Genomic DNA, 6,952 nt, shown 5'->3' on the forward strand with positions numbered 1-6,952 from the left:
AGGATTGCTGGGGGACAAGAAAGCCGCGCATATCCAAGCCAGCGGCAGCGTGCTGTCGAACGGCGCGTTCGCAAGCCGCGAAATGAGCGCCCGCCATTTGGACGTCGTCATGGAATTTCTAGGCGTGCCTTCGTTCGAGACCGTCTACGTCGAAGGAATGGCAGCGTCGTCAGCACAGGCGCATGAGATTAAAGAAAAAGCGATCCAACAAGCAGTTCGACTCGCGGAGCGCTTCTAAACGAAATTCTTTTACCGGATGTTCGTCAAACCGGTTTGGAACGACGGCCGCAATCAATATAAACGGGATGGGCGCACGTCCTGTTTTGTTCTTCATTCGTGAAAAGAAGTTGTTCCAATGACAAAGTTATGGACTCCTCCATAAATCTCGGACTCATGAAGCTATCCCACCGTCTAGCGATTAGCTTGGCGAACACCGATTTTATCGAACGGCTGAAGGCCGGGGCGCAGCAATAATGAGGCGGACCGATCTACATTTTATGGAGGAGATAGCAGAGGTTACACGGATTACGCTATACTCGGCAATAAAAACAAGAGGTTATGTGGAAACAAAACATTTGGCACTAGTTTAAGCAATGTTAAAAAGCGCTTATGTTTGTGTCGCGAAAGTGCACATGTTTGTGTCGCCGGACATGATGAGAAGAAGTGTCCTACGACATAAATGTTCCTACATTAATGGAAAGAAAAAGCTTGAGAAATCAGGCTTTTATTTTTTTATGTAGGAACATTTATGTCGTGGTAAAACGCACAAGAGTTCCACATTGTCGTTAAACGACACAAATTTACCTACATTGTGGCTATAAAGTTTGTTTAGACGAAGCTTACAATCGCAACACTATATTGACAAATCGACATCCACTAAATAGAATGAAAATCAAGCAACTGATAATGATTATCATTATCTGTGGACTAAACTAAAGGTGGATTGGGGCAGAATGAAAAATGTAATTCTGGAAAGTATCCGGGATCGATTAGAAGGAGGGAAGATTTGGAGCAAGTTATTTCAATTTTTGGTATCATTGATGCGTATTTTTTTCGGAGTTGGTTGGCTGCTTGCAGGTGTAACCAAAATAACAGGCAAATCGGGAGAAACATCCTGGTTCAGTCATCCTGAAGAGTTTTTGGAGGAGTATTTGACCAAAGCGTTAAGTAAAGGAAATGTTCCTGATTTTTATAAGTTGTTCATCGAACATTTTGCCTTGAACCACGTAACATTTTTCAATTACGCGATTCCAGTTGCACAAATTATGATCGGCATGTTTTTAATCTTTGGTTTTCTCATTATCCCGTCGGTTTCGGTCGCCCTATTTATGCACATTAATTTCATTCTTTCAGGGAATATGAATTTACTCAGTCTAACGCTTTATACAACTGCATTCGTCATGATTTTTTGTTTGCGGCGCGTCTATTTTTTCAGTTTAGATCGATATTTGGGATTGGAACAAACGTTTGCCGGGAAGAGGCGAATTATTTTTTTAGTTAATGATGAGAATGAAAATCAATATCAAAATAACTATCTTTGATTACAAGGAGGATCAGAAATGAAAAAGCTACTTTTTACCGTTGTCATTTTATCACTGTTGCTAGGCGGATGCCAGTCGGGAGTCGACGCAAGCAAGAAGAATGGCACTGTTCCTGCTGGAGCAGCCGAGCAAACAGCGGCAGGATCCGGAGATCCGAAGCAGATGGACGTAAATTTATCCAAAGTAACTACATATTTGATCGGCAAATCAACGGATTTGCAGACGCACACCGTGGAGTTGAAAAAGGCGGCCGATCAATATTATGAGCTGGCAAAAGCCGCAAACTTCGATTACGCCACACTCTGGAATAAGGAGCAGGGTAAAGTGCGGGGGATTGCTTTAGACTGCGAAGAAGGAGTACATTTTCGCAAATACCGCTTACAAATCGATGGAAGGCATTGTTGCGGGCGGAGAAAGCTTATCGAAATATGATATTGATCTTGACGCGGGCATTCCGGCAAGCGAAGGCAATGAAGACGTGGTAAGCTTTGACGTAGAGCTGCCGAACGGAAAAAAAATACTTCTATCTGGCCGAATTGATTCTGTGGGGAACGAAGCCCTAATGGACGGCAGCCGACGTAAAAGCTGATCTGGATGGGAACGGCACTGTCGATTTCGGTGAAGTGCTGCCGGATGCGAATGTGCTACAAGGCGTGACCGACGGCTTCGTCGGGACGTCGGCAACTTTACTCAAAGACGCCAAAGCTTGGAAAGCGACTCCGGAAGACGCATTTACCGCTCTTGTCGTCATGATACCTGCAATGGATCTCGGTATCGAAGCAGCCGATCAGTCTGCCCGGAATGGAAGTGAAAAGGGGCTTACTGAGGCAAAAGCAGTAGTGATGTGTAATAGGATGCTTTGATTTCAATCATAAGCAATCCCTCTTTTCTTATGCAATGAAGTTAGCTTTACTGAAACACTTATACATATATTACCTCCAAAATCAGCGACATACGAATTACCGAATTTTTAGTTAATGATTAAAGAGGGTCACTCTGACTATGCTGTTCCTTAGGTGTAGTACTGGTGATATTTGATACGTTTTTCTTGTTCTTCCGAATCGTTTTCTGCGATGACCCCTTCGCCCCCACACAGCTTCGCTGATACTATCCCCATAAGGAGCATCAAAATAATGCAACAATAAAAGCTAATATATTCGAATGAATTTTATGATACTTATGTTAATATTAGTGATGTTCAATGTAAGCGCTTCATTTTTTGCTGTGTCCTCACTTCATATAACGGTCACCGCAAATGCGGCATGACTCTTCCGCTCCTCTTGCAAGCAGAACTTCAAAAACAAAGCTACCCCTAAATCAACGGAAAACTCAAACATAGCCTTTTAAACCATACTAATGACTAAGATTGAGTGTTCTTTGTGTTACTAACTCTAGATCGGCATGTCGGTTATGGAAATTAGTTCGATTGTTGAAAGCGCTCCCATACACATGGAGAGCTTTTCATAAATTATTTCAAATCAAAGGGAGGTAAATGATGAAGAAGAAAAGAATTTGGTCGATTGTGTTAACCGCAGCATTCGTTTTGGAATCAATTGTTGCAATCCCCAAAACTCAGGTTGCTCATGCTGCTGCTTTGGGGGCAAGCGATTTCTTGAAAGCGGACGGTAAGTTTCTGAAGAACAATTCAGGAACAGGCAGCATCGTCACCCTTCGCGGAACGAATCTCGGCGGATGGATGTCGCAAGAAAACTGGATGTCTCCCTTGGGAGAGTTCGCATTGGACCGAACCGGCTGGACCGCTACGGCATCCAACAGCAGCTCCACGGCCGGCAACGCTCTCGACGGCGACAACGCGACAAGTTGGACCACAGGAACTGCGCAGGTTAACGGCCAGTGGTTTCAAGTGAATATGGGGGCGCCGCAATCGTTTAACCGGATCTATATCAACGCTGCATCCAGTACGAATGATGATCCGACGGGTTATCAAATACTCGTATCGAACGATGGGGCAAATTGGACAACCGTCGCAAGCGGTTCAGGCACCCCGGGAAATACGATCGTCAAGTTTGCATCGCAAGCCGCGCAATACATCAAGGTTGTGCAGACCGGAAGCTCTTCCAGCTGGTGGTCGATCTCCGAGTTCAACGTGTTTACCGATTCTGTGCTCGACCGGACAGGATGGACCGCAACCGCATCTTCGTCAGACCCGTATGGGGATGTTCCGGCCAATGCGCTTGACGGCAATACCGGAACTCACTGGGGCAGCGGCGCCGCGCAAGTAGGGGGAGAATGGTTCAAGGTAGATATGGGCTCGAATCACACCTTCAATCAGATCGTGTTGGATTCCGGTTCGAGCTCGCCGAGCGACTACCCCCGCAGTTACACAGTTCAAGTTTCCAATGATGGCGCTTCTTGGTCGCAAGTGGCAAGCGGTCAAGGCTTCAATGAGCAGCTTCCGATCAACTTCCCTGCCGTTAGCGCAAGATACATCAAAATTACGCAGACGGGAAGCTCGGGTGGCAATTGGTGGTCGATCGCCGAATTTAACGTAAACTTGAACAATGACGATTACTCGATGTATGAAATGTTGGTGAAGCGCTTCGGCACAGCGTCCGCCGACAGCTTGCTTGACACGTTTCAAAATGGCTGGATCTCAACAATTGATCTGGACAACATCCAAAATATGGGCATGAATTTCATTCGCATTCCGATCAGTTGGCATGAACTGATGAACGATGACGGTACCTGGAAATTGAACGCCTGGACCCAGCTTGATGCAATCGTAAGCGGGGCTTCATCAAGAGGCATCTATTCACTGATTGATCTTCATACCGTACCGGGCGGGGATTGCCCATGGGGAAGCTGCGGCCGCCAAGGACCTAATCCGAACGCGTTCTGGACGGTTACCTCGAATCAAGATATGGTGAACACGATCTGGCAAGGAATCGCAGCCCATTATAAGGGAAATCCGGCTGTAGCAGGGTACGATTTGCTCAACGAGCCTCTCCTGAGCTTTAACGAAGGCTCCGCCGAAATCGCGACCAAGAACGCTCTGTACAATCGACTCTACAATACCATTCGCGCTGTCGATCCTGATCATGCGATATTTTTCGAAGCGTTTTTCGGGTTTGACAAGGTTGCCGCCCCCTCCACGTATGGATGGACGAATGTGGCTTACGAAATCCACCCGTATGCCATGAGTGCCCCGAAGGATTGGGATGCACAAAACAACCTGGTGACGAACAACCTGAACACGCTGTCCCAGTATCAGCAATCGTGGAACGTTCCGGTTTATGCCGGGGAGTACAGTCTGTTCTTCTTCGACGACGTATGGTCCCGATGGATGTCGGGTCTGAGCGCCTTGCATGTGGCATGGACCAACTGGACCTATAAGGTGACGGGCACAGGAGACGGGGCTAACTGGGGCTTCTATAATACGAATGCTAATCCGGTTCCGATACTCAACAGCGACAATTTCTCCACGATCTCGTCCAAATGGAGCCTATTCGATACAGGGCATTTCCAGGCCAACACCGATCTAATCAACACAGTCAGCAATTTTACGGGCGGCCAGACCTGGATTGCGACGACGCCTTTGGACGAAACCGGCTGGACAGCTACCGCTTCGTCTACCGGACCGGGCGATTCGCCTGGAAACGCATTGGATTGGAACTCAACCACCAGGTGGAGTACGGGAGCCGCGCAAACGAGCGGGCAATGGTTCCAGGTCAATATGGGGGCGATGAAGGTCGTTGATCAAATTTCCATCGAAACGAAATCCACTGATACGTCAGATTATCCGAGCGGGTATCAGGTGCAGGTGTCGCGCGACGGAACTAGCTGGACGACAGTGGCCAGCGGCAACGGGTTCGGACATAAGATGGTGATACCGTTTGCACCGCAATATGCCCAATATATCAAGATTGTTCAAACAGGGAGCAATCCGACGAATTGGTGGTCGATCGCCGAGTTCCATGCTTATTCGGAGATCGCGCTTGACCGGTCCGGTTGGAGTGTGACCGCCTCTTCGACAGACCCATATGGGGATGTACCCGGCAACGCTATCGACGGCAATGCCGGCACCCGCTGGAGCTCTGGCGTCCCGCAAGCGATCGGGCAATGGTACCAAGCGGACATGGGACGAAATCAGACCATTAACCGCGTGCTGCTGGATGCAGGAGCTTCGACCTCCGATTATCCGCGCGGGTATCAAGTTCAGGTTTCGACTGATGGCACTACATGGACGACCGTTGCGAGCGGCACGGGAAGCGGAGCTTCTGTCCTCGTTCAATTCCCGGTACAAGTCGCCCGCTATTTGAAAATCGTGCAGACCGGAAGCTCCTCCAGCTGGTGGTCTATCGCCGAGATGAAAGTGTATGGGGAGAATGAGCAAAGCCGGACCGGCTGGACGGCCACCGCTTCTTCGACTGAGTCTGGAGGCTCGCCGGCAAACGCGTTGGATAACATTACGGGTACCAGATGGAGCACCGGCGCACCTCAAACCAACGGCCAGTGGTTCAATGTCAATTTGGGATCCCTCCTATGGTTCAATCATATCGTGATGGATTCCGGAACCAGCACCAACGATTACGCAAGAGGATACATCGTTCAGGTATCGAACGACAATGTGAATTGGACAACGGTTGCCGTAGGCGAGGGAACGGGACCGGTCGTCACCGTGAACTTCCCGATCACGCAGGCACAGTATATCAAAGTAACCCAAACGAAGAGCTCCGCCAGCTGGTGGTCGATTGCGGATTTCAGAGCCTATCAATAAAATAAAGGAGGCATTGAATGAAGAAACGCAGTTCGATTTTGCTGACTATGGTACTCTTAGCGGGGGTAGTACCAGCGTAGCTGACACGACTTGGGAATTTATTAATAACCTCGTTATATTCATTTTGAGCATCGGAAATGTCTTTTGGCCTTGGGACAGGTCCTGCAGCTGCATTATTGCTTACACTTCCTTCCGTCAGTTTGCCTTCTCTGTTAATGATTTCGAAATCATTTCTTAAGAAAATCATTCTGTTTGTTACCGTTTCAGTTGTTGGGCTTGGTATATTAAGCGGAATAGTCGGTATATAAGTTCTTAAAGACGTATTGTTAGAAAACCAAAAAGCTTCATCTAGCAGAGAACTGTTAGATGAAGCTTTTTGGTCTAGTTCATTACAATTTCCGCAATACCCTCTTCATGAGAGAACTTTAATCTTCGCAATTCCTGATCGATCTTGGTTATTAGACCGGTAATTAGCTGGTCACCTTTTTTCAAAAGCTGTATCCAGGCAAAGTAGGAACCGTATCCGGTCTTATAACTGGACTCGCCTTCGGCCTAGGAGGCGCCGGCAGTGTCGCCAATGGAACTCTGTGCGACACCTTTGGCATAGCCCGCGTGATGGAACTATGTGCGTTCCTACCACTTCTAGGAATATTGACCTTCCTCCTGCCAACTG

7 protein-coding genes and 2 pseudogenes are annotated in these 6,952 nt (G+C 47.8%); all 9 read left to right on the forward strand.

Annotated features, from left to right (window positions below; translation table 11 throughout):
* A partial coding sequence (locus tag BLT91_RS30250; protein ID WP_175532607.1) for an NAD(P)H-dependent oxidoreductase occupies nt 1-238 on the forward strand: 238 nt, incomplete at its 5' end.
* A 98-nt stretch (nt 239-336) separates the two neighbouring features.
* On the forward strand, nt 337-474 hold the full coding sequence (locus BLT91_RS32200; protein WP_175532608.1) for a hypothetical protein: 138 nt from the start codon (nt 337-339) through the stop codon (nt 472-474).
* A gap of 479 nt (nt 475-953) precedes the next feature.
* Nucleotides 954-1,541, forward strand: a complete 588-nt coding sequence (locus BLT91_RS30255) for a DoxX family membrane protein (RefSeq protein ID WP_090827956.1) — start codon at nt 954-956, stop codon at nt 1,539-1,541.
* An 18-nt stretch (nt 1,542-1,559) separates the two neighbouring features.
* A complete protein-coding gene (locus BLT91_RS30260; protein WP_090827958.1) occupies nt 1,560-1,973 on the forward strand; it encodes a hypothetical protein in 414 nt (137 codons plus the stop codon).
* Nucleotides 1,930-2,130: a hypothetical protein gene (locus tag BLT91_RS32205; protein WP_090827960.1), complete on the forward strand. Its 201-nt coding sequence runs from the start codon at nt 1,930-1,932 to the stop codon at nt 2,128-2,130. Before BLT91_RS30260 ends, BLT91_RS32205 begins: the two co-directional genes overlap by 44 nt.
* Before the next feature lie 34 nt (nt 2,131-2,164).
* Nucleotides 2,165-2,404, forward strand: a complete 240-nt coding sequence (locus tag BLT91_RS30270; protein WP_175532609.1) for a hypothetical protein — start codon at nt 2,165-2,167, stop codon at nt 2,402-2,404.
* Between the two features lie 632 nt (nt 2,405-3,036).
* On the forward strand, nt 3,037-6,279 hold the full coding sequence (locus BLT91_RS30275; protein ID WP_090827964.1) for a discoidin domain-containing protein: 3,243 nt from the start codon (nt 3,037-3,039) through the stop codon (nt 6,277-6,279).
* A gap of 137 nt (nt 6,280-6,416) precedes the next feature.
* Nucleotides 6,417-6,587 (forward strand): annotated as a pseudogene (locus BLT91_RS33360) (permease); the annotation flags it as partial.
* A gap of 169 nt (nt 6,588-6,756) precedes the next feature.
* A pseudogene (locus tag BLT91_RS33365) lies at nt 6,757-6,952 on the forward strand (MFS transporter); the annotation flags it as partial.

Origin of the sequence: Paenibacillus sp. yr247 (assembly GCF_900103825.1) — a bacterium.
In the GTDB taxonomy this organism is placed as follows: domain Bacteria; phylum Bacillota; class Bacilli; order Paenibacillales; family NBRC-103111; genus Paenibacillus_E.